General features: G+C 63.2%; 20 protein-coding genes. 14 read left to right on the forward strand and 6 right to left on the reverse strand.

Features of this window, described 5'->3' with window-relative positions; translation table 11 throughout:
* The first annotated feature begins 77 nt into the window (after positions 1 to 77).
* The 5 genes from G5V65_RS02970 to G5V65_RS02990 all read left to right on the forward strand — a co-directional run bounded on the left by G5V65_RS02970 (position 78) and on the right by G5V65_RS02990 (position 4,084).
* Complete coding sequence (locus G5V65_RS02970; RefSeq protein WP_165046948.1) at positions 78 to 893, forward strand: class I SAM-dependent methyltransferase; 816 nt, start codon at positions 78 to 80, stop codon at positions 891 to 893.
* Positions 894 to 1,024: 131 nt separating this feature from the next.
* On the forward strand, positions 1,025 to 1,717 hold the full coding sequence (locus G5V65_RS02975) for a phosphatidylserine decarboxylase (protein ID WP_165046949.1): 693 nt from the start codon (positions 1,025 to 1,027) through the stop codon (positions 1,715 to 1,717).
* Positions 1,714 to 2,484, forward strand: a complete 771-nt coding sequence (gene pssA / locus G5V65_RS02980; protein WP_165046951.1) for a CDP-diacylglycerol--serine O-phosphatidyltransferase — start codon at positions 1,714 to 1,716, stop codon at positions 2,482 to 2,484. Before G5V65_RS02975 ends, pssA begins: the two co-directional genes overlap by 4 nt.
* A 68-nt stretch (positions 2,485 to 2,552) precedes the next feature.
* The gene (locus G5V65_RS02985) at positions 2,553 to 3,536 is read left to right on the forward strand and encodes a Gfo/Idh/MocA family protein (RefSeq protein WP_165046953.1); all 984 of its coding nucleotides are present in this window, start codon (positions 2,553 to 2,555) and stop codon (positions 3,534 to 3,536) included.
* Positions 3,537 to 3,727: 191 nt separating this feature from the next.
* Positions 3,728 to 4,084, forward strand: coding sequence for a baeRF12 domain-containing protein (locus tag G5V65_RS02990; protein WP_165046955.1), 357 nt, complete (start codon positions 3,728 to 3,730; stop codon positions 4,082 to 4,084).
* A 16-nt stretch (positions 4,085 to 4,100) separates the two neighbouring features.
* On the opposite strand, the gene G5V65_RS02995 is transcribed toward G5V65_RS02990, so the two are convergent.
* The 3 genes from G5V65_RS02995 to G5V65_RS03005 all read right to left on the reverse strand — a co-directional run bounded on the left by G5V65_RS02995 (position 4,101) and on the right by G5V65_RS03005 (position 8,617).
* Complete coding sequence (locus tag G5V65_RS02995; RefSeq protein ID WP_165046957.1) at positions 4,101 to 5,927, reverse strand: M3 family oligoendopeptidase; 1,827 nt, start codon at positions 5,925 to 5,927, stop codon at positions 4,101 to 4,103.
* Positions 5,928 to 6,017: 90 nt separating this feature from the next.
* Positions 6,018 to 7,616 carry an ATP-dependent DNA ligase gene (locus G5V65_RS03000; protein ID WP_165046960.1) on the reverse strand — a complete coding sequence of 533 codons (1,599 nt, stop codon included), beginning with the start codon at positions 7,614 to 7,616 and terminating at the stop codon, positions 6,018 to 6,020.
* On the reverse strand, positions 7,613 to 8,617 hold the full coding sequence (locus G5V65_RS03005) for a ligase-associated DNA damage response exonuclease (protein ID WP_165046961.1): 1,005 nt from the start codon (positions 8,615 to 8,617) through the stop codon (positions 7,613 to 7,615). The genes G5V65_RS03000 and G5V65_RS03005 overlap by 4 nt, the downstream gene beginning before the upstream one ends.
* A 177-nt stretch (positions 8,618 to 8,794) precedes the next feature.
* Here G5V65_RS03005 and G5V65_RS03010 point away from each other — a divergent pair, with 177 nt between their 5' ends.
* From G5V65_RS03010 to G5V65_RS03025, 4 genes are read left to right on the forward strand one after another with little or no spacing between them, the layout of a single operon-like run.
* Entirely contained in the window at positions 8,795 to 10,186 is a 1,392-nt protein-coding gene (locus G5V65_RS03010) for a circularly permuted type 2 ATP-grasp protein (protein ID WP_165047222.1), read from the forward strand.
* A 7-nt stretch (positions 10,187 to 10,193) separates the two neighbouring features.
* Complete coding sequence (locus G5V65_RS03015; protein WP_165046962.1) at positions 10,194 to 11,144, forward strand: alpha-E domain-containing protein; 951 nt, start codon at positions 10,194 to 10,196, stop codon at positions 11,142 to 11,144.
* The gene (locus G5V65_RS03020; protein WP_165046964.1) at positions 11,144 to 11,953 is read left to right on the forward strand and encodes a transglutaminase family protein; all 810 of its coding nucleotides are present in this window, start codon (positions 11,144 to 11,146) and stop codon (positions 11,951 to 11,953) included. Before G5V65_RS03015 ends, G5V65_RS03020 begins: the two co-directional genes overlap by 1 nt.
* 27 nt (positions 11,954 to 11,980) lie before the next feature.
* Complete coding sequence (locus G5V65_RS03025) at positions 11,981 to 12,703, forward strand: proteasome-type protease (protein ID WP_165046966.1); 723 nt, start codon at positions 11,981 to 11,983, stop codon at positions 12,701 to 12,703.
* A 70-nt stretch (positions 12,704 to 12,773) separates the two neighbouring features.
* On the opposite strand, the gene G5V65_RS03030 is transcribed toward G5V65_RS03025, so the two are convergent.
* Together G5V65_RS03030 and G5V65_RS03035 are read right to left on the reverse strand one after the other, a co-directional pair.
* The gene (locus tag G5V65_RS03030) at positions 12,774 to 13,709 is read right to left on the reverse strand and encodes an alpha/beta fold hydrolase (protein ID WP_165046967.1); all 936 of its coding nucleotides are present in this window, start codon (positions 13,707 to 13,709) and stop codon (positions 12,774 to 12,776) included.
* On the reverse strand, positions 13,706 to 13,993 hold the full coding sequence (locus G5V65_RS03035) for an SCP2 sterol-binding domain-containing protein (RefSeq protein WP_165047224.1): 288 nt from the start codon (positions 13,991 to 13,993) through the stop codon (positions 13,706 to 13,708). The genes G5V65_RS03030 and G5V65_RS03035 overlap by 4 nt, the downstream gene beginning before the upstream one ends.
* 73 nt (positions 13,994 to 14,066) lie before the next feature.
* On the opposite strand from G5V65_RS03035, the gene G5V65_RS03040 reads away from it, so the two are divergent.
* The 5 genes from G5V65_RS03040 (at position 14,067) to G5V65_RS03060 (ending at position 19,052) form a co-directional block, all read left to right on the forward strand.
* Positions 14,067 to 14,639: a tetratricopeptide repeat protein gene (locus tag G5V65_RS03040; RefSeq protein ID WP_165046968.1), complete on the forward strand. Its 573-nt coding sequence runs from the start codon at positions 14,067 to 14,069 to the stop codon at positions 14,637 to 14,639.
* 13 nt (positions 14,640 to 14,652) lie between these two features.
* On the forward strand, positions 14,653 to 17,502 hold the full coding sequence (locus G5V65_RS03045; RefSeq protein WP_165046970.1) for a helicase-related protein: 2,850 nt from the start codon (positions 14,653 to 14,655) through the stop codon (positions 17,500 to 17,502).
* Position 17,503: 1 nt separating this feature from the next.
* Positions 17,504 to 17,839, forward strand: a complete 336-nt coding sequence (locus tag G5V65_RS03050; protein WP_206526642.1) for an RNA-binding S4 domain-containing protein — start codon at positions 17,504 to 17,506, stop codon at positions 17,837 to 17,839.
* Positions 17,840 to 17,886: 47 nt separating this feature from the next.
* Positions 17,887 to 18,225, forward strand: a complete 339-nt coding sequence (gene fdxA / locus G5V65_RS03055; protein WP_165046971.1) for a ferredoxin FdxA — start codon at positions 17,887 to 17,889, stop codon at positions 18,223 to 18,225.
* 317 nt (positions 18,226 to 18,542) lie between these two features.
* Positions 18,543 to 19,052 (forward strand): CarD family transcriptional regulator, encoded by a 510-nt coding sequence (locus G5V65_RS03060; protein WP_165046972.1) that lies wholly within the window; start codon positions 18,543 to 18,545, stop codon positions 19,050 to 19,052.
* A gap of 190 nt (positions 19,053 to 19,242) precedes the next feature.
* Here the strand turns inward: G5V65_RS03060 and G5V65_RS03065 are convergent, their stop codons facing one another.
* On the reverse strand, positions 19,243 to 19,446 hold the full coding sequence (locus G5V65_RS03065) for a hypothetical protein (RefSeq protein WP_165046974.1): 204 nt from the start codon (positions 19,444 to 19,446) through the stop codon (positions 19,243 to 19,245).
* Positions 19,447 to 19,453 lie beyond the last annotated feature (7 nt).

Raw genomic sequence — 19,453 nt, forward strand, 5'->3', positions numbered from 1 at the left:
GAACAATTGGTTAACGTAAGTTAATTCTTTGGTGCCCCATTGTTCGTGATGCGGGCCAGTTCCCGGGACCCGCCTTGATGAATGACTCGCCCAGTTTCGCCGCCTACCTGGAAAGCCCCTATCGCAGCCTGAAACACTCCTCCTATTTCCGGGTCTATGACACACTCTTCGGCCCCTATCGTGGCAGGGCCATCACCTTTGTCGAGGTTGGCATCCTCGGCGGGGGATCGCTGTTCATGTGGCGATCCTTCTTCGGCCCGCAGGCACGGATCATCGGGGTCGATCTCAATCCGAATGCGCGGAAATGGGAAAAGGACGGGTTCGAGATCTTCATCGGGTCGCAATCCGACACCTCCTTCTGGCAGGATTTCGCCCGCAAGGTCGGCCCGGTGGATATCCTGCTCGATGATGGCGGCCATACCTATGCGCAACAGATCATCACGGTCGAATCCATGCTGGACTCGATCCGTGACAAGGGGTTGCTGGTGGTCGAGGATACCCACACCTCCTACCTGCAAGGCTACGGGCCTGAAAAGTTTTCCTTCATGCGCTACAGCCAGAACCTGATCGACCGGATCAACCGCCGATCCAGCCTCGTCAGCGACAGCCCGGCGGAACGGCGGATCTGGTCGGTCCAATGCTTTGAATCCATTGTGGCCTTTCACATCAACCGCCCCGAATCCGCGGCGCCCTCCGTCGTGACGACGAATGACAAGCCGGGAGACGACGCGCAGGATTTCCGCCATCGCGAAAGGCGCGATCCCAGGATCGTCACGGTGGCAAGGCCGCTTGTTCCGCTGCTTCGTCACCTGCCCGGGATCCGTCGGGCGGGTCGCTGGCTGCGCAACCGGGCGGAACTGCGCCGCTTCCGCATCGACAGGTTCTTCCGCTGAAACCGGTGCATTTCGCCGGTCGCATCTTGGGCAGGCCGTGCCCGCGCCCATATTGTCGTCAGGATGCCGCGGTCAGGACGGTTGCCTCGACTGGCCCGCAGAGGTAGACCGCAGCAAAGCTGGAGACCGACATGACGATGCTCGAAACCTTCATCAAGCCGATGCACAAGGAAGGCATCCGCTTCGTTGCAGCCTTCGCCGCGGCGACGGTCCTGCTTTTCCTGCTGTGGGAACCCCTCGGCTGGATCGGTCTGGGTCTGACGGTGTGGTGCTATTACTTCTTCCGCGACCCCCGGCGCGCCGTGCCGCAGAATGCGGGCCTGATGGTCAGCCCGGCGGATGGTGTCGTGTCGCTGATCGAACGGGCGGTGCCGCCGCCCGAACTGGGCATGGGGCCCGAACCGCTGATGCGGATTTCCGTCTTCATGTCGGTCTTCAACTGCCACGTGAACCGCGCACCCATCGCCGGGCGCATCTCGGAGATCAGCTATCGCCCGGGCAAGTTCCTGAATGCCTCGCTCGACAAGGCATCGGTGGACAACGAACGGAACTCGCTGCGCATCGACATGGCGGATGGGCGCTCCATCGCCGTTGTGCAGATCGCCGGGCTTGTGGCACGCCGCATTCTCTGCTTCGCGACCAAGGGTCAGGATGTGCGAACCGGGGAACGTTTCGGCCTCATCCGTTTCGGATCGCGTCTTGATGTCTATCTGCCCGAAGGCGTGGAACCGCAGGTGGCCCTTGGCCAGACCTGTGTCGCCGGGGAAACGGTGATCGCGACGATCGGGCAAGACAGCCCGCAGCGCATGGCGAGGATGGAATGAACCAGCCGCCCGAGGGTCAGCCGCGCCCGCGCCGCAAGGTGCATATCCTTCAGTTGCTGCCCAATCTCGTGTCGATCCTCGGCCTTTGTTCCGGACTGACCGCGATCCGCTTTGCCATCGACGGCCGCGTAGCCACGGCCATCGCCCTGATCGGTCTTGCGGCAGCGCTGGATGCGCTGGACGGGCGCCTTGCCCGCATGCTGAAATCCGAAAGCGCCATCGGCGCCGAACTCGACAGTCTTGGCGATTTCGTGAATTTCGGGGTGACACCAGCCATCGTTCTCTACCTTTGGGGGCTGAAGGGCGAGGCCAGCCTCGGCTGGATCGCCGTCCTCATCTATGCGATCTGCTGCATGTTGCGGCTGGCCCGGTTCAATGTCGGCAACAAGCGCAGCGATGGGGAGGAACCGGCCGAGCGTACCTCCTTCATCGGCGTTCCCTCGCCCGCCGGTGCCATGCTTGTGCTGGCCCCCGTCTATCTCGCCTTCTGCTTCCCCGGGGATGTGCGGCTGCCGGCCGAGGCCGTCGCCATCTGGATGGTGGCCATGGGGGCGCTGATGATCAGCCGGATCCGCACACCCTCTCTCAAGCGCGTCACCTTCTATGCCGAGGACGCGCGCTATATCCTTGTTGCGCTTGTGGCCTTGTTTGCCGCGCTCTTCACCTATCCCTGGGTCACGCTTCTGTCACTTTCGCTGGCCTATCTGGCGGGGATCCTCTTTGTGGCGAGAGGGCAGCTTTTTGCGCTGTTCCGGAAGCAGGACTAGGGCGAAGACCGCTTGCACAGGCTGGCGCGCGCCCATAGCCTGCGGCTGTCACCAAAGGGAGAAGACCGATGAAACCCGTCCGCTGGGGCGTGCTGGGCAACGCCAAATTCGCCCGCGATCACATGGCACCGGCCATCCATATGGCCGAGAATGCCGAACTGGCCGCGCTGGGCACGTCAAACCCCGGATCGGCAAAGGGGTGGGATTTCTGCCCCGGCCTGAAGCAGATGAGCTATGAGGATCTTCTCGCCGATCCATCGATCGACGCGATCTATATTCCGCTGCCCAATCACATGCATGTGGAATGGACGCTGAAGGTTCTGGCGGCGGGCAAGCATGTCCTGACCGAGAAGCCGATCTCGATGACCGCCGAAGAGATCGACATCCTCATCGCCGAACGCGACAGGACCGGGCTTCTCGCGGCCGAGGCCTACATGATCGTCCACCATCCGCAATGGCAGCGCGCGCGCGATCTGGTGCAGGGTGGGGCGATCGGCAAGTTGCTGCATGTGGACGCCTTTTTCAGCTACAACAATGCCGACGAACTGCAGAACATCCGCAACCGGCCGGAAACCGGCGGCGGCGGCATCCGGGATATCGGTGTCTACACCTATGGATCGGCCCGGTTCGTGACGGGGGGCGAGGCGCGCGATCTTTCCTGCCGGATGATCCGCGAGAATGGCGTCGATGTCTGGGCACAGGTGGATGCGATGATCGAGGGCCCCCTGGGCCGGGCCACCTATATCGCCATGACGTCGATGCGGATGCAGAACCGGCAGGAAGTCACCTTCCATGGCGACAAGGGCCTTCTGAAGGTGGCGCATGGGCCGTTCAACGCGAACCTCTTCGCCGAGGCGCGGATCGAACTGCACCGTGATCAGACCGTTACCAGCGAACGCTGGCCCGCGGCAAATCACTACAAGCTGCAGGTCGAGAATTTCGGGAAAAGCATCAGGACCGGGGCTACCTATCCCTGCCCGCTGGAATTCACCCGCGGAACGCAGGAAATGATCGACCGCGCCTTCGAAACCGCGCGCGAGATTTCCTGGTAACGCCATCCTCCCCTGCATGGGCGGCCCTTGTCGCCCATGCATTTGGCCGTCTGGCCTCTCGACCCGCGCCCGACTGGGGCTATTTCCCTCCCTCGATCCCGCGATGCGCTAAGACAGCGCCCCGACATGCCGTTCCCTATCCCGGGGGTCTGTGGTCCACGGGGGGCGAAGGTATGAAGACAAGACGAAACATGATCCTGGTTGCAGCGGAAAGGGATCTGCGCCTGCTGGTATCCGAAGGCCAGGGGCTGGGGGTGACCGAGGTCCGCCACATTCGGGCGGCAGACCTCGATCGCCAACCCGGAAACACCGAAAGAAGCCGCCTCGCCCGCTTTCCAAAGCTGATCGCGGATCTGGTCGAGATGGAATGGCGCAAGGGCGGTTATGACCGGCTTACGCTGGTTGCGGGAACACAGATGCTTTGCGCCATGCGGCAGGAACTGCCCGACAGATTGCGCGACAGGGTGGCGACGGTCCTTGACCGGGATCTGATCAACCATCCGCTGCGCGATATCGCCGGGCAGCTGCAGGCCGCCCAGGCGATCTGACGCTGGTGGGGGCCTCTCAGGCCTCCATCGCTTCCAATTCGTCGATGAAGCCTGCGATCATCGACAGGCCCTTGTCCCAGAACTTCGGATCGCTGGCATCCAGACCGAAGGGTGCCAGCAGGTCCTTGTGATGCTTCGATCCGCCTGCCGACAGCATCTCGAAGTATTTTTCCTGGAACCCGGGCAGCCCATCCGCGTAAGCCGCATAAAGCGCATTCACCAGACCATCGCCAAAGGCATAGGCATAGACGTAGAAGGGCGAATGCACGAAATGCGGGATATAGGCCCAGAAGGTTTCGTATCCGTCCATGAATTCGAAGGCATCGCCAAGGGATTGGGCCTGCACGCTCATCCACAGGGCATTGATGTCGTCCGGGGTCAGTTCCCCTTCGCGACGCGCGGCGTGAAGCTTGCATTCGAAATCGTAGAAGGCGATCTGGCGGACGACCGTGTTGATCATGTCTTCAACCTTGCCAGCCAGCAGGGTCTTGCGTTCAGCGGGGGTCTTGGCCCCGTCCAGCAATTTGCGGAAAGTCAGCATCTCGCCGAAGACACTCGCCGTCTCGGCAAGGGTGAGCGGGGTCGATGACAGAAGCTCCCCCTGCTTTGCCGCCAGAACCTGATGCACACCATGGCCCAGTTCATGGGCAAGCGTCATGACATCGCGGGGTTTGCCCAGATAGTTCAGCATCACATAGGGATGCACGGTCGACACCGTGGGATGGGCAAAGGCCCCGGGCGCCTTGCCCGGCTTCACGCCTGCATCAATCCAGCCCTTTTCGAAGAAGGGCCGGGCCAGATCGGCCATCTTCGGATCAAAGGCCGAATAGGCATTCATCACCATGTCCCTGGCGCTATCCCAATCCACCGATTTGGGGGTCTCGATCGGCAGCGGTGCATTCCGGTCCCAGATCTGCAGTTTCTCAAGGCCCATCCACTTTGCCTTCAGGCGGTAATAGCGGTGCGACAGCTTCGGATAGGCGGCAACGACGGCGTTGCGCAGCGCCTCGACCACTTCGGGCTCCACATGATTGGACAGGTGCCGCCCGGTCTGGGGGCTGGGCATCTTGCGCCAGCGATCCTCGACTTCCTTCTCCTTGGCCAGGGTATTGTGGATGCGGGCGAACAGCTTGATGTTGCGGTCAAAGACCCCGGCCAGCGCCTGCGCTGCCGCCTTGCGCCGATTGCGATCCGTGTCGGTCAGCAGGTTCAGCGTGGCTTCGAGGTTCAGTTCCTCGTCCTCGCCTTCCACGGTGAACATCAATCCGGCCATGGTTTCATCGAACAGCTTGTTCCATGCGCTTGCACCGACCACCGAATTGTCATGCAGGAACTTCTCAAGCTCGTCCGAAAGCTGATAGGGGCGCATCGCCCGCATGCGATCAAAAACCGGCTTGTAGCGCGCCAGATCCGCATTTGCCTGCAGAAGGCGGTTCAGGTGATCTTCTTCCAGACGGTTGAACTCAAGGCTGAAGAAGACCAGCGGGGTCGTGAAGGTGGTGATCCGGTCCTGCGCATCGGCCATGAACTTGGCGCGGTCGCTGTCCATCGTGTTCTGGTAATAGCGCAGTCCCGCATAGGACATGATGCGCCCGGCAGCCACGTCGATCCGTTCATAGGCAAGCACGCATTCCAGCATCGCCCCGGCATCAAGGGATGCAAGCCTGCCCTCGTAGCTGGCCGCGAAATCTGCACATGCCTTTTCAAGCCAGGCCATGTCACGTTTGAATTCGGCGCAATCGGGGCTGGAATAGAGATCGGACAGATCCCATTCCGGCAACTTTCCAAGCCCGCCACCAGAGGCGTTCGCGTCATGGACGGGGCGGGGCAGGGGAAGCGTCATCTTGAACCTCGTTGCACATTGCTGCCTTCCATCTAGGGCTGGCAACCGGGAAGGTGCAAGGGACAGAGGCCCATTTTGCCGTGAAGCCTGTCACGCCTGCGCCCGGGCCAGCAACTGGCGCAGGTTCTCCATCGTGTCGATCTCGGACAGGGGCTTGTCCTTTCGCCAGCGGATCATGCGCGGAAACCGCAGGGCGATCCCCGATTTGTGCCGCGGGCTTTCCTGAATGCCTTCGAAGCCGATCTCGAACACCAGTTCCGGCGTGACGCGCCGGACGGGGCCAAAGCGTTCGAGGGTGTTCTTCTGAACCCAGCGGGTGATCTCAGCAAACTCTGCATCCGTCAGCCCGGAATAGGCCTTTGCAAAGGGCACCAGGCTTTCTCCGTCACGCAGGGCGAAGGTGAAATCGGTGAAGAGATTGGCCCTTCGTCCGTGCCCCGCCTGCGCATAGATCATCACGGCATCCACCGACCACGGATCCAGCTTCCATTTCCACCATTCGCCCCGTTTCCTGCCGTTATGATACGGGGATTGCACCTGCTTCAGCATCACCCCTTCGGCGCGGAACTGGCGCGCGCTGCGGCGCAGATGATCAAGCTCTTCCCAATTGGAAAAGGGCAGGGCGGGCGAAATGCCCAAGGGCAAGGTCGGGGACAAACCCGCGACAAGCGATTGAAGCCTTGCGCGACGCTCCATCAGGGGGGCGGTGCGGATATCCTTCCCCCCGGTCTCAAGCAGATCATAGGCGATGAACCGCGCCGGTGCTTCGGCCAGGATCCGCCGCGTCACGGATTTGCGCCCGATCCGCCGCTGCAGCGCGCTGAAGGCCATCGGCAAGTCTGCCTCGTGATCCCAGACCACCACCTCGCCATCCAGCGCCGTGCCAGAGGGCAGAAAGTCGGCAAGCATGGCGAATTCCGGGAAGCGGTCGGTGATCAGTTCTTCCCCCCGCGACCAAAGCGCAAGCAGACCATCGCGGTGGATCAGTTGGCCACGAATGCCATCCCATTTCCATTCGGCCGTCCACAGCGACGGCGCGCCCAGGATTTCAGGCGTTTTTTCCAAACCTGAGGCCAAGGCAAAGGGATAGGGGCGGGTATCGGCGCGGGAATCCCCATCTCCGATCAGGTGGTCAAAGCTGGTGGCGGCTGGCGTCCAGTCGCCCATCAGCCGGTGGGCGAGCGTGCCCTCGTCCATTCCCGTGGCTTCGGCCAGGGCCCGCGTCACCAGGCCACGACTGACGCCGACGCGGAAGCCGCCGGTGATCAGTTTGTTGAAGACAAGCCTTTCCATCGGGCCAAGCCGATCCCAGGCATCAAGGATCGCTGCCTTGCGGTGATCATCGTCCATGCCGGACAGAGCAGCAAGTTCGCGCATGGCACTTGCCAAAGCCGGTGGATCAACCGCCTTGCCCGCGGGCAGGATCAGGGCGATGGTTTCGGCAAGGTCGCCCACCATCGCATAGCTTTCCTCGAACAGCCAAAGCGGCACCTGCGCCTTTTCGGCGGCCCACGCTCGCAACTCCGTGCTGCGGACGCTGCGCCTTGGCCGTTTGCCCGACAAAAGCGCGATCGCCCAGACGCGGTCTTCCCCGGGCGCGCTGCGAAGGTAGTCGGCAAGGGCCGCCACCTTGGCCGAGGTCTTTGTCGTGCCGTCGAGCGTGGCGAAGAGCGCGGCGAAGCGGTTCATTCGGCGGCCTCGGCCATGTCTTCCCCGAACTCGGTCGACACAATGCCTGCGTCATAGCCCTGCTCCGACAACCAGCGCCGAAACGGAACCGTGTAACCGTGGGTCACGAAGACCCGCTCGGCGCCGGTTTCCCGGATCGCGGAGACAAGCCCGCCCCAATCCGCGTGGTCCGAGACCACAAATCCGGTGCCAAGGCCCCGCCGTCGTTTCAACCCGCGAATGGCCATCCAGCCGCTGGCCATGGCGGCGTCGACCTCGCCGAACCGGCGCATCCAGGCAGCGCCAATGGCGGAAGGCGGCGCAATGACAAGCGCCCCCCGATTTGCCGCCAGGTCGATCCCCGGTGTGACCCGGATTGTCGTGGGCAGGGGATAGCCTTGCTGTCGCAGGATTTCGGTCGTGTCCTCTACTGCGCCATGGGTCAGGATCGGCCCGATACCTCCGAGTCCTGACAGAATCCGCTGCGCCTTGCCAAAACTGTAGGCCCCAATGACCGAGGTTCTGCCCGATGCGGCATTCCCTTGCCACCAATCCACGATGCCACGCATGACACTGTCCTGCGGTTGCCAGCGGAAGACGGGCAGGCCGAAGGTGCATTCCGAGATGAAGCAATGGCAGCGGACGGGCGTGAAGGCTTCGGCCAGACCGTCATTCTCGATCTTGTAGTCACCAGAGACGACCCAGACCTCTCCCCTGCGTTCGACACGGATCTGGGCCGAGCCGGGCACATGGCCTGCGGGATGAAAGGATACGGTCACGCCGCCAATACGCAGCGACTCGCCAAAGGCGATGCCGCTTGCGTCGATCTGACCAAGACGGTGGCGGATCACCGGCAGGGCCTGATGGGTGGCAAGATACCGGCGATGGCCCCATCTGGCATGATCGGAATGACCATGCGTGATCAACGCATGATCCACGGGCCGCCATGGGTCGATATGGAATCCGCCATCCGGGCAGAAGATGCCCCTGTCGGTGAACGTCAGGACCGGATCTTGCGACATGGCGAAAAGCTAGGGCGGGAATACCGCTGGGCGAGAGCGGCGATGTGCCCGTTTTTTGTGCAAATGCACATGCTGCACCCGTTGTTGCGAGATGAAAGGCTTCCCCCTTGCAAGGGGCGCTGATTAACTTGGCCCAAGCGCTGTGCGGGGGTGGTTGTGTCACAATACTTCAACGAGATGTATGACGGCGGCAAGGTGCGCATGCCTTATGCGCGGCTTGAGGACTGGATGAACGCCATGCCAGCCTCGCTGCGGACCCTCAAGCAGGCCGAGGCCGAGGATCTTTTCCGCCGCATCGGCATCACCTTTGCCGTTTATGGCGAGGGCGGGGATCCCGACAGGCTTATCCCCTTCGACATGTTCCCCCGCGTCTTTACCGCGTCGGAATGGGCAAGGCTTGAAAAGGGGATCAAGCAGCGGGCGCGGGCGTTGAACGCCTTTCTCGTCGATGTCTATGGCCGTGGCGAAATCATTCGTGCGGGGCGGATTCCGTCAAGGCTCGTCTACCAGAACGAAGCGTTCGAGAAGGCCGTCGTCGGCATGAAGCCCCCGAAGGGCGTGTATTCCCATATCGTGGGGATCGATATCGTCCGCACCGGACCGGACGAGTTCTTTGTGCTGGAAGACAATTGCCGCACGCCGTCGGGCGTCAGCTACATGTTGGAAAACCGCGAGATCATGATGCGGATGTTCCCGGACCTGTTCCGCGGCAACCGGATTGAACCTGTTGACCGTTACCCGGAAATCCTTCGGCGAACCCTGGCTTCCGTCGCGCCCCAGAAATGCACCAACGAGCCGACGATCGTTCTGCTGACCCCCGGGCATTTCAACAGCGCCTATTACGAACACAGCTTTCTCGCCGATCTGATGGGCATCGAACTGGTGGAAGGTCAGGATCTTTTCGTGGAGGGCGAGTTTGTCTGGATGCGGACAACCGAAGGCCCGAAGAAGGTGGATGTTGTCTATCGCAGGATCGACGATGCCTTCATTGATCCGCTCTGCTTCCGCCCGGATTCCATGCTGGGCGTGCCAGGTTTGATGGATGTCTACCGTTCGGGTGGCGTGAGCATCTGTTCTGCTCCGGGGGCCGGGGTTGCGGATGACAAGGCCGTCTACACCTTCGTGCCCGAGATGGTGCGCTTCTATCTGGGCGAGGAACCGATCCTGCAGAATGTGCCGACCTGGCAATGCGGCAAGGAGGCGGACCTGCGCTATGTCCTCGACAACCTTTCGGAACTTGTCGTGAAGGAGGTGCATGGATCGGGTGGCTACGGCATGCTGGTCGGTCCGAAATCGACGAAGGACCAGATCGAGTCCTTCCGCATGAAGATAAAGGCAGATCCGGGCAACTACATCGCCCAGCCGACGCTGGCGCTTTCAACGACGCCCACCTTCGTTGCTGAAGGCGTGGCACCCCGCCATGTGGATCTGCGGCCCTATTGCCTCGTGGGTGAGGGTATCGAACTTGTGCCAGGCGCGCTGACGCGCGTCGCCCTGACGGAAGGATCGCTTGTCGTGAATTCCTCGCAGGGGGGTGGCGTCAAGGATACCTGGGTTCTGGCGGAGTGAGACAGTCATGCTGAGCCGGACCGCAGACAATCTTTTCTGGATCGCCCGCTACATGGAACGGGCCGAAACCGCCGCGCGGTTGCTGGAGGTGGGATCGCGCATCGCGCTTTTGCCATCGGCCGCGGGCTATCGAAACGAATGGGATTCGCTGCTGCAGGCATCGGGCAATGCCGATGCCTTTGCCCGGAAATATGGCGATCCGGTGCAGCGCAACATCGAAAGCTTCCTGTTCTTCGATCGCGACAACCCATCCTCTGTTGCATCCTGCATCACGACGGCGCGCGAGAATGGGCGCATCGTCCGGACTGCCCTTACCACGCAGGTCTGGGATGCGCTGAACACGGCGTTTCAGGAACTTCGCCAACTGGAGCGGACACCACGCAGCGAACTTGAACTTTCGCGCCTGACCGAGTGGACGATGCGCCATGCGGCAATGGTGCGTGGCGCAATCGAGGCCACGCTTCTGCGCAACGATGGTTGGGATTTCCTGAACATCGGCTACAGTCTGGAACGCGCCGACAACACGGCGCGCCTGATGGACGTGAAATATTACGTGCTGTTGCCGCGCGTGGAATTCGTCGGGTCCGGCCTCGACAATTATCAGTGGACTACGCTGCTGCGTGCGATGTCGGCGCATCGGGCCTTTCATTGGGCCTATGGAGGCGAGGTGACGGCGGCGAAGATCGCGCATTTCCTGATCCTGAACCCGCAATGCCCGCGATCGCTGATCACCTGTGTCGAAGGCCTTTCTGCGCATCTGGATCGGCTGGCGCGTCTTTACGGGGCAACGACGGAAGCCCAGGCGCAGGCGCGGGGAATGCTTGTCGCACTAAGTGAAACGCGCGAGGACGACATCTTTGATGAAGGCCTGCATGATTTCCTGTCCCGCTTCATTCGCGAGACGGCGGCGCTGGGGTCGTTGATCCACGAAACCTATCTGAGCGGGGATATGCGCTGATGCTGCTGTCTGTCGATCATGTGACGCGCTACCGCTATGATCAACCGGTGCGCGCGGTGATGCAAAGCCACCGCCTGACACCATCGGCCTTTGATGGCCAGAAGGTGCGAAACTGGAAGGTCAGCGTGACCGACGGGATCCCGGGCGGGGCATTTCGCGACGGCGCCGGGGACCGGGTGCAGGCCTGGACAGTGAAAGGTCCGGTCAGCGAGATCGAGGTGCATGTCGTGGGCACGGTGGAAACCCTTGATCTGGCAGGGGTTTTGCGCGGACACCGGGAGATGGTCCAACCCGAGGTCTATCTGGTGGATACCCTGCCGACCGAGGCGGATGCAGCCCTGGCGGCCCTTGCACAGACGGCGCTGGCCGAAGAGGGACCACTGGCCCGCGCCCATCGGCTTGCGGCTGTCGTGGCCGATGCCATCGCCTATCGACCCGGGGCCACCCATGCCCATACGACGGCGGCCGAGGCGCTGGCCCTTGGGGAAGGGGTCTGTCAGGACCATGCCCATGCCCTTATCGCCTGCGCCCGGGTGATCGGGCTGCCGGCGCGCTATGTCTCGGGCTATCTTTTTGCAACGGCAGACGGAGCCGCGCATGAGGCCGCGCATGCCTGGGCCGAAATCCACGTGGCGGGCCTGGGTTGGGTGGGCTTTGATCCTGCAAATCGCTGCTGCCCGGATGAACGCTATATCCGGTTGGGATCGGGGCTTGATGCACAGGATGCGGCCCCCATTCGCGGGATCGCACGGGGTCTGGGCGTCGAAAGCCTTGACGTGACGGTTGCGGTCCAGAATTTGCAGCAATAGGGTCGTCGCGTTCAAGGGGAAGAAGAAATGACCTATTGCGTGGGACTCATGCTGAATGAGGGAATGGTGCTGCTGTCGGATACCCGCACGAATGCGGGGCTCGACAATATTTCCACCTATCGCAAGATGTTCCACTTCGAAGAGCCTGGCGAACGGGTCATCGCCATCATGACGGCAGGGAGCCTTTCGGTGACCCAGACGACCATCGCGCGGCTGCGCGAGGCGATCGAAGATCCGGAAGCGGACGAGACACAGTCGATCATGAAGGCCCCCACGATGCTGAAGGTGGCCGAGATCGTGGGCAACATGCTGGCCCGGGTTCGCGAGGATATCGACGAAAAACTGTCGGCGATGCAAGGGGTTACCGCATCGATGATTGTCGCGGGGCAGCGGCGGGGGGGGGCTATGCGGCTGTTCCTGATCTATCCCGAGGGCAATTTCATCGAGGCGACGGAAGACACGCCCTTCCTGCAGATCGGCGAGCACAAATACGGCAAGCCCATCCTTGACCGCGTGGTCAAGCCGTCGACCAGCCTGGCGGATGCCCAGAAGGCCGTGCTTCTGTCGATGGATTCCACATTGAGATCAAACCTTTCCGTGGGAATGCCGCTGGATCTGTGCGTGATCGAGCGGGATGCCTGCCGGGTATCCCATACCCGCCGGATCGAGGCCGGGGACGAGCAGTTCCGCGCCATGTCCGAGGCCTGGAGCCGGGCGCTGCGTGACGGATTCAGCCAGATAAACATCTGAAAATCGGTGCCGCGCGCGGTGCAGACGGCTGTGCAGCACATGGTATGCCCCGCGGCCAGCCTGAGACCGGTCAGCGATGGGCGGCGAACTGCGCGACTGCCGCATCGAAGAAGCGGCTGCGATGGGCGGGCGTTTCCATCGGCACTTCATGTTCCGCGCCCTGATAGATGTCCAGCCGACCAGAGGCCCAACCGGCCATGCGCAGGTGGATCGGGGCGACATCCACCACCTTTTCCGCCGTCCCGAGGGCGGTGATGGCGGGGGTGGAGGGGGCGGGCAGGGCGGCCAGGGCACCGCATTCCCGAAGCGCCGCCCCCAACCAGCCGAGCGAGGGGCCACCAAGGGCCAGATCGGGCTGGGCGATGACCTGCCGGCGCATGTAATCCCACATCCCGGGATCCGTGGTCAGCACATTGCCCTGAAAGGGCGCGGCGAGGACATAGGTCTGCCCCCCGGTGCCGGGGGCATAGCGGTGAGACTGCCCGAAAGGCGCGGCCAGGCGGCCAAGGAGATGGGCGATGGGGCGCGACCATGCCGCCATGCTGATGCCCCACATCGGGGCCGAGAAGACCGCCGAAGCAAAGGGCAGCCCGCGCATCAGGGACCGCAGCCCGATACAGCCGCCCATGGAATGCGAAAGGAGATGGAAGGGCCGGGGCAACCCTTCCTGCTCTGCAAGGCCGAGCAGCGCGTCGACATCGCGCTGGTATTCGTCGAACTGGCCGACATGGCCGATCAGGCGGTCGGCAAAGGCGCGGTCTGCGAGGCCCTGCCCGCGCCAATCCACCACCAGCGTGACATAGCCATGGGCCGCAAGCACGGTGGCAGCGCGGCCGTATTTTTCGATGTATTCCGTGCGCCCGGGAAAGAGAAAGACCGTGCCCCGCCCGCCATCGCCCCAGATCGCCGCGCGGATGCGCTTATCATCTGCCGTGCGCAACCAGAGCGCGCGCCCGCCCGATGGCCCCTCGGCGAGGTCTGCGAAAAGCGGCGCGGCACCCGTCACGACAGGACGGAACCGAGCTTCATGGCAAGACCCATGGAGCCGTCCACCGAAAGCTTGCCGGTCATGAAGGCCATGGTGGGGTTCATGTCGCCATCCAGAATCGCGCGGAAGGTTTCGGTCGAGGCGGTGAGGGTTACGTCAGCCTCTTCATCCCCGGCGCGGACGCCGTTCGAATCCATCATGATCGCACCTTCGCCAGGGATCACGAATTTTGCCACGCCGTCGAAACCACCATTCAGCTTGGCGGACAGGGCGGTTACGGCTGCGTCGATCACGTCGCTCATTCTTACAGTCTCCATCGCTTGGTCGTGACCGCGGGAGGCTGGCCTTTCCGCGCGGTTGCGTTACCTTGGTTTTATGAAAGCGCTTCGCCCGTTACACAATCATGTCGTTGCGGCACTCGTGCTGGTTTTCTGCGCGATGCTGGCTTTTGCGCGGCCAGTTGGTGCCCAGACGGCGGCGCTGGATGATCTTTTTGCGGAACTGAAGGAGTCGGATGCGCAGGGCGCATCGCGGATCGAGCGCGAGATCTGGAACGAATGGTCGAAATCGGGATCGCCCGCGATGGACCTGCTGTTGCAGCGCGGGCGGGATGCGATGGAATCAGGGGATGCGGCGGCGGCGATCGAGCATTTCACCGCGCTGACCGACCATGCGCCGGATTTCGCCGAAGGCTGGAACGCGCGGGCGACGGCCTATTTCACGGTTGGCGAACTGGGGCCTTCGGTCAACGACATCGCGCGCACGCTGACATTGAACCCCCGGCATTTCGGGGCGCTGTCCGGCCTTGGCATGATCTTCGAGCAGTTGGAGCAGCCCGAGAAGGCGTTGGAGGCCTATCGGGCGGCGCTGGCTATACATCCCCATCTGCAGGGGGTAATCGAGTCGATAGAGCGACTGGAAGCAGACACCGCCGGGCAGGACCTGTAAGGGCAGCAAGATCATGGCCATGACCGGACGGGTTACGGCGGTTCTCGGACCGACGAATACCGGCAAGACACATTATGCCATCGAACGGATGCTGGCGCATCGGACGGGCGTGATCGGCCTGCCGCTGCGCCTGCTTGCGCGCGAAGTCTATGACCGGATCGTGGCCCTGCGGGGGCCTTCGGTCGTGGCGCTGGTGACGGGGGAAGAGCGGATCGTGCCAGAGCGCACGGCCTATTGGGTTTGCACCGTCGAGGCGATGCCGCTGGAGATCGGGGCGGATTTCGTGGCCGTGGACGAGATCCAGCTTTGCGCGGATCCGGAGCGGGGGCATGTCTTCACGGATCGCCTTCTGCGGGCGCGTGGGTTGCATGAGACGCTGTTCCTGGGATCGGACACGATGCGCGGGGCGATTGCCGCGCTGGTGCCGGGGGTGAGCTTCGTCAAGCGCGACAGGCTGAGCACGCTGACGTGGTCAGGTTCGAAAAAGATCAGCCGGATGCCGCCGCGCAGTGCCATCGTGGGGTTTTCTGTTGAAAATGTGTATGCGATTGCCGAACTGATCCGGCGGCAGAAGGGCGGCTGCGCGGTGGTGATGGGGGCGCTTTCCCCCCGCACGCGGAATGCGCAGGTCGCGCTCTATCAGAATGGCGATGTGGATTATCTGGTGGCGACCGATGCCATCGGGATGGGGCTGAACCTCGATATCCGGCATGTGGCCTTTTCATCGACGGCCAAGTTCGACGGGCGGCGGATGCGGGCGCTGTATCCGCAGGAGCTGGCGCAGATCGCAGGTCGGGCGGGGCGGCATGTGGAGAACGGCACATTCGGCGTGACGGGCGAGGCGCGGCCCCTGGACGAGGAGATGATCGACGCCATCGAGAACCACCGCTTCGCGCCGGTGAAGAAGTTGCAATGGCGCAATGCGGGGTTGGAGTTCGGGAGTGTCGAGCGGCTGGTGCGGTCGCTTGAGGCGCCGACGTCGAATGACTGGCTGTCGCGGGCGCGGGATGCCGATGACGTGGTCGCGCTGAAGGCCTTGTCCGAGATGCCTGAGGTTCGGGATCGCGTGAAGGGGCCGCAGGATGTGCGTCTGTTGTGGGATGTGTGCCGGGTGCCGGATTTCCGGTCATCTTCGACCACGGAACATGCGGGGCTGCTGGCGCGGATCTTCGAATTCCTGAAGACCGGGCGGGTGCCTTCGGACTGGCTGGCCAAGGCGGTGGCGCGGATCGACAGGTCGGATGGCGATATCGACGCCATCTCCAAGCGGCTGGCCTATATCCGGACCTGGACCTATGTGGCGCAACGGTCGGGCTGGGTGGAAGACGAAAGCCATTGGCGCGACGAGACGCGCGCTGTAGAAGACCGCCTGTCGGATGCGTTGCATGCGCGGCTGACGCAGCGATTTGTTGACCGGCGGACCAGTGTCCTGCTTCGCCGGTTGAAGCAGAAGGAGACCCTCGTGGCCGAGGTGAATGACAAGGGCGAAGTGACGGTCGAAGGCGAGTTCGTCGGGCGGCTGGAAGGGTTCCGGTTCCGGCAGGACGCCTCGGCGACGCCGGAGGAGGCGCGCACGCTGCGGCAGGCGGCGGTGCAGGCGCTGCGGCCCGAGTTCCACCTGCGGGCGGACCGGTTCTACAACGCGCCGGATACGGAGCTGGATTTCACCGAGCAGGGCGGGCTGATGTGGGGGACCACGGCGGTTGGCAAGCTGGTGAAGGGGGCCGAGGCGCTGCGCCCGTCGGTGGAGGGGTTCGTCGATGACGAGGCCGGGCCCGATGTCGCCGAAAAGGTGAAGCGGCGTCTGCAGCATTTCATTGATCGCAAGGTGGCCGCGCTGTTCGAGCCGCTGGCCGCGATGAGCCGGGATGAGGGGCTGACGGGGCTGGCACGGGGCTTTGCCTTCCGGCTGGTCGAGGGGCTGGGCGTGCTGCCGCGGGACGAGGTGGCGGAAGAGGTGAAGGCGCTGGATCAGGAGGCGCGGGGCGCGCTGCGCAAGCATGGCGTGCGGTTCGGGCAGTTCACGGTGTTCCTGCCGCTGCTTCTGAAACCCGCGCCGACGCGGCTGCGGCTGGTGCTGTGGTCGCTTGCGAACGGGCTGGATGAATTCCCCGAAAGCCCGCCCCCGGGGCTGGTGACGATCCCCAACATCGCCGAGGTGCCCAAGCAGCATTACACGCTGTCGGGCTATCATCCGGCGGGCGCGCGGGCGATCCGGATCGACATGCTGGAACGACTGGCCGATCTTCTGCGCGCGCGCGACAGCCGGGCCGGGTTCGAGGCGAGCCCGGACATGCTTTCGATCACCGGCATGACGCTGGAGCAGTTCGCGGATCTGATGACGGGCCTTGGCTACAAGGCCGAGAAGGGCGAGCGGGTGAAGGTAAAGGCCGCCGAGCCGGTGGCCGTGCCCGAGACGCCTGTTTCGACCGCGCCGATCCCCGAAGGGGAATCGGTCCTTGCCCCGCCCCCTGAGCCGGAACCGGTGGCAGAGGATGCGGGTGCCGAAGATGCGCCGGTCGAGATGGAAGTCTTCTACAGCTTCAGCTGGGCACCCAAGCCGCGCTTTCAGCGTCCCGAACGCGGGGGCAACCGCCCGCAGGGTGGCGAGCGCCCGAACCGTGGCGAGCGGCCGCAGGGCGACCGTCCGCGCCGGGCCGAGGGGGGCGAGCAGCCCAAGGGAGAACGGCGCGAAGGTGGCTTCAAGGGGGGCAACAAGGGCAAGGGCGGCAAGCCCGAGCGGCGCGACGGCGGCAAGCCGGGCGGGGGGAAGGCCTTCGAGGCCCGCCCGCCGCGCGCCGAGAAACCCATCGACCCGGACAACCCCTTTGCCGTGCTGGCGGCGCTGAAGACCAAGGGCTGATTTGGCTGGCCCCGGCGCGCAGAAGATCGGGGCGCGGTCCGGGCCGGAGCGCGAAACGCTTCGGCTGGACAAATGGCTGTGGCAGGCGCGGTTCTTCAAGACCCGCGCCCTTGCCGCCGGTATGGCCGAAAGCGGGCATCTGCGCATCAACGGCCAGCCGACCCGGAAGCCGGGCGCCGGTGTGGCGGTGGGGGACGTTCTGACCTTTCCGCAGGCAAGCCGGATCCGTGTGGTGAAGATATTGGCACTCGGCCTGCGGCGCGGGCCTGCCCCTGAGGCACAGATGCTCTACCTTGATCTGGATGAGCGGGACGCGGCATCCGACCCGCTTGAATGATGCGCAAAAGCCCACTAGTCAGACTGCCGGGATTTTAGGAGACCGCCGTGACCTATGTCGTGATCGACAACTGCATCGCCTGCAAATACACCGATTGCGTGGAAGTCTGCCCGGTGGACTGCTTCTACGAAGGCGAGAACATGCTGGTGATCCACCCGGATGAATGCATTGACTGCGGCGTCTGCGAACCGGAATGCCCCGCGGATGCGATCCGCCCGGATACCGAGCCGGACATGGACAAGTGGGTGGCCTTCAACCGCAAGTATTCCGAGATGTGGCCGGTGATCACCGTGAAGAAGGATCCCCTGCCCGAAGCCGAGGCGCGGGACGGCGAGACGGACAAGCTGAGCAAGTATTTCTCGGAAGCAGCGGGCGAGGGCAGCTGAGCGCGGCTTACCCGGTCGGTTGCCATGCCGATTCGGCATGGCCGCCCTGTTGATTCGGAATACCATCGAATATTTGCCCGAATCCGGGGCAAATGCGCGCAATGGAACGGCATGCCCGGTCTCGACTCAGTTGGAATCAGGGCGATTCTGTGGTATAGAATCCGTTACATACACCACGGAAGCCTGATGCCTGGCTCAGAGCTGCTCGCCTGAGCGGGGTCTTTCTGTGACAACTTGGCCGGTATGCCGGGGCCAACTGGGGCCCGGTCGTCCTTTTTGTCGCGTGAGGCAGGCAATCCCATCGAGGATGCGTCTGAATGACCAAGACCAAGAAGCCCGAGTTCCGCCCTAACGAGTTTGTCGTGTATCCCGCGCATGGCGTGGGCAAGATCATCTCGATCGAAGAGCAGGAAATCGCAGGTCTCCATCTGGAGCTGTTCGTCATCTCGTTCGAGAAGGACAAGATGACGCTGCGGGTCCCCACCCACAAGGCGACCGAGATCGGGATGCGCCAGCTGTCTTCGCCCGATGTGGTGACGAAGGCGCTGGATACGCTGAAAGGCCGGGCGCGGGTGAAGCGGGCGATGTGGTCGCGCCGCGCGCAGGAATATGAGCAGAAGATCAATTCGGGCGATCTGCTTTCGATCGCCGAAGTGGTGCGCGACCTGCACCGCACGGATGACCAGCGCGAGCAGAGCTATTCCGAGCGTCAGCTGTATGAAGCGGCGCTGGAGCGGCTGACGCGGGAAGTGGCGGCTGTTTCGGGCGTTGACGAGGCGGGCGCGCAGAAGAAGGTCGATGACGTGCTGCTGAGCCGCGCGGCCTGAGATATCCGGACAGTCACGGAAACGGGCCGCAGCGCATTGCGGCCCGTTTCCTTTTGATCAGAGGCTGCTTCTGATGGCCGTGAGGATGGGGTCGAGATCGCGGTGAGCTTCGCGAATGCCCTTGTTGATTTTCCCGTTGCCATTGGAGTTTCCCTGCCCCGCCCCGAAGATGCCGTCTTCGCTGTTCTGGCTATTGATCAGGCAGGAAGGTGGCCTCGGCGCGTCTGTCTTCGTGTTTGGTCTTCACCTCGGCGTTGGGGGCAAAGAACTTCTTGATCGTCGTGATGACGGCCTTCCACCCGCTGGGCGGGCTTTTGCTGCGCTTGGGTTTGATTTGCTGACGGAGAACCGTCGTTTCCGGCCGTGTCCTGCGGCCGCGGCGCCTGCGTTTCATGGGAGCC

It is taken from the genome of Paragemmobacter kunshanensis, assembly GCF_011059185.1.
GTDB lineage: Bacteria > Pseudomonadota > Alphaproteobacteria > Rhodobacterales > Rhodobacteraceae > Paragemmobacter > Paragemmobacter kunshanensis.

What these genes read in the sequence shown, in the direction of transcription:
- G5V65_RS02970 (WP_165046948.1), top strand. Translation starts at nt 78, where the DNA reads ATGAATGACTCGCCCAGTTTCGCCGCCTACCTGGAAAGCCCCTATCGC.
- G5V65_RS02975 (WP_165046949.1), top strand. Translation starts at nt 1,025, where the DNA reads ATGACGATGCTCGAAACCTTCATCAAGCCGATGCACAAGGAAGGCATC.
- pssA (WP_165046951.1), top strand. Translation starts at nt 1,714, where the DNA reads ATGAACCAGCCGCCCGAGGGTCAGCCGCGCCCGCGCCGCAAGGTGCAT.
- G5V65_RS02985 (WP_165046953.1), top strand. Translation starts at nt 2,553, where the DNA reads ATGAAACCCGTCCGCTGGGGCGTGCTGGGCAACGCCAAATTCGCCCGC.
- G5V65_RS02990 (WP_165046955.1), top strand. Translation starts at nt 3,728, where the DNA reads ATGATCCTGGTTGCAGCGGAAAGGGATCTGCGCCTGCTGGTATCCGAA.
- G5V65_RS02995 (WP_165046957.1), bottom strand. Translation starts at nt 5,927, where the DNA reads ATGACGCTTCCCCTGCCCCGCCCCGTCCATGACGCGAACGCCTCTGGT.
- G5V65_RS03000 (WP_165046960.1), bottom strand. Translation starts at nt 7,616, where the DNA reads ATGAACCGCTTCGCCGCGCTCTTCGCCACGCTCGACGGCACGACAAAG.
- G5V65_RS03005 (WP_165046961.1), bottom strand. Translation starts at nt 8,617, where the DNA reads ATGTCGCAAGATCCGGTCCTGACGTTCACCGACAGGGGCATCTTCTGC.
- G5V65_RS03010 (WP_165047222.1), top strand. Translation starts at nt 8,795, where the DNA reads ATGTATGACGGCGGCAAGGTGCGCATGCCTTATGCGCGGCTTGAGGAC.
- G5V65_RS03015 (WP_165046962.1), top strand. Translation starts at nt 10,194, where the DNA reads ATGCTGAGCCGGACCGCAGACAATCTTTTCTGGATCGCCCGCTACATG.
- G5V65_RS03020 (WP_165046964.1), top strand. Translation starts at nt 11,144, where the DNA reads ATGCTGCTGTCTGTCGATCATGTGACGCGCTACCGCTATGATCAACCG.
- G5V65_RS03025 (WP_165046966.1), top strand. Translation starts at nt 11,981, where the DNA reads ATGACCTATTGCGTGGGACTCATGCTGAATGAGGGAATGGTGCTGCTG.
- G5V65_RS03035 (WP_165047224.1), bottom strand. Translation starts at nt 13,993, where the DNA reads ATGAGCGACGTGATCGACGCAGCCGTAACCGCCCTGTCCGCCAAGCTG.
- G5V65_RS03040 (WP_165046968.1), top strand. Translation starts at nt 14,067, where the DNA reads ATGAAAGCGCTTCGCCCGTTACACAATCATGTCGTTGCGGCACTCGTG.
- G5V65_RS03045 (WP_165046970.1), top strand. Translation starts at nt 14,653, where the DNA reads ATGGCCATGACCGGACGGGTTACGGCGGTTCTCGGACCGACGAATACC.
- G5V65_RS03060 (WP_165046972.1), top strand. Translation starts at nt 18,543, where the DNA reads ATGACCAAGACCAAGAAGCCCGAGTTCCGCCCTAACGAGTTTGTCGTG.
- G5V65_RS03065 (WP_165046974.1), bottom strand. Translation starts at nt 19,446, where the DNA reads ATGAAACGCAGGCGCCGCGGCCGCAGGACACGGCCGGAAACGACGGTT.